Here is a 1,088-nt window from a genome sequence, read left to right on the forward strand (position 1 = left end):
TTTGGTTGCGCCGTTTTGTGTCGGGAAAAGGAAAGTGATGTTATTGTGGTCGTTCTAGGTTTAATATTTATTTATACGTAATAATTTATTGTTTTCGTATATTTCGTAAGAGTCTTGAATACAATATCCCCTTATTTATAATTTTTTATAAATAATTATAAATATATCATTTTACATTCTACGTATTGCTTCACGCTTTTGTTTATCGCGTTCTTTAATGGAGCACATCCCTCACGCAAAACAGAATGACATTGTTGCATATATTCACAGGCTTGTTTTAAAGAAACATTTCTCAACGCTCCCAAGCCTATTTTGCGACAGCATCCGTGAAGGGTATAACGATAAATCCATTAAGCACTCCTATCTTTATACTTAATAAAAGAGCAAGATGGCATCATCACACACTTTGCTAGCTTCCAATGTTGCGACACCCCTTGAAGCCCTTGTTCCTTGAAAGCATTTATAAAAGGCATGCTTTTCTTTAAGTGTTTTTATTCTTCGCAGCTCTCATCTTGCTCGTGACGCTTAAACGAAAGATTTTGATTGATTCAATATAAGAGGCTTAAAATGAAAGAGATATTGATGGGTCTCATTTAGGTTGCAACGCGATAAATTATTTTTATAAACCACAGCATTACTCTATTAAATACACGAAGAATAAAAACATGAGAAATTATCTTATTCAAAAGATATTGCTATGGATAGTGTTAAAAGTAGTGCAACTAAATTAAAGAGAATATTGAAAATAAACAGGAATATAACTTTACAATACATAATTGTGCAATAGCGCCAAAAGATACAATTTCGTTGAATAGTTTCATGAAGAATTTTTTTCACTCATTAAAAGCTTTATTAAATTTCTTTCTCATAATAATTCGATAATTAAAATTTAATAACGAAGCGCAGAAGGTTTAGAATATGAGATTCAATCGAGGATATTACACTCTTATCCGACGTCTTTCAGATATTGGTTGAAATGCTAGCTTAGCATGAAAGGCACAATAGGGGCTATTTTCATCAGAATCTGCACCACAAAAATGAAAATCTGCTGATAATGGATCGCCAACCGGCCATCTACATGTATTTTC

1 protein-coding gene and 1 pseudogene are annotated in these 1,088 nt (G+C 32.4%); both read right to left on the reverse strand.

Going from position 1 to position 1,088, the window contains the following annotated elements; genetic code table 11:
• Positions 1–174: 174 nt before the first annotated feature.
• Positions 175–495, reverse strand: a pseudogene (locus ACFIKE_RS11130) (integrase arm-type DNA-binding domain-containing protein); the annotation flags it as partial.
• 443 nt (positions 496–938) lie between these two features.
• On the reverse strand, positions 939–1,088 hold a 150-nt coding region (locus ACFIKE_RS11135), incomplete at its 5' end, for a GcrA family cell cycle regulator (protein WP_375649989.1).

The sequence above is a fragment of the Bartonella sp. MU70NMGDW genome (assembly GCF_042194085.1).
In the GTDB taxonomy this organism is placed as follows: Bacteria; Pseudomonadota; Alphaproteobacteria; order Rhizobiales; family Rhizobiaceae; genus Bartonella; species Bartonella grahamii.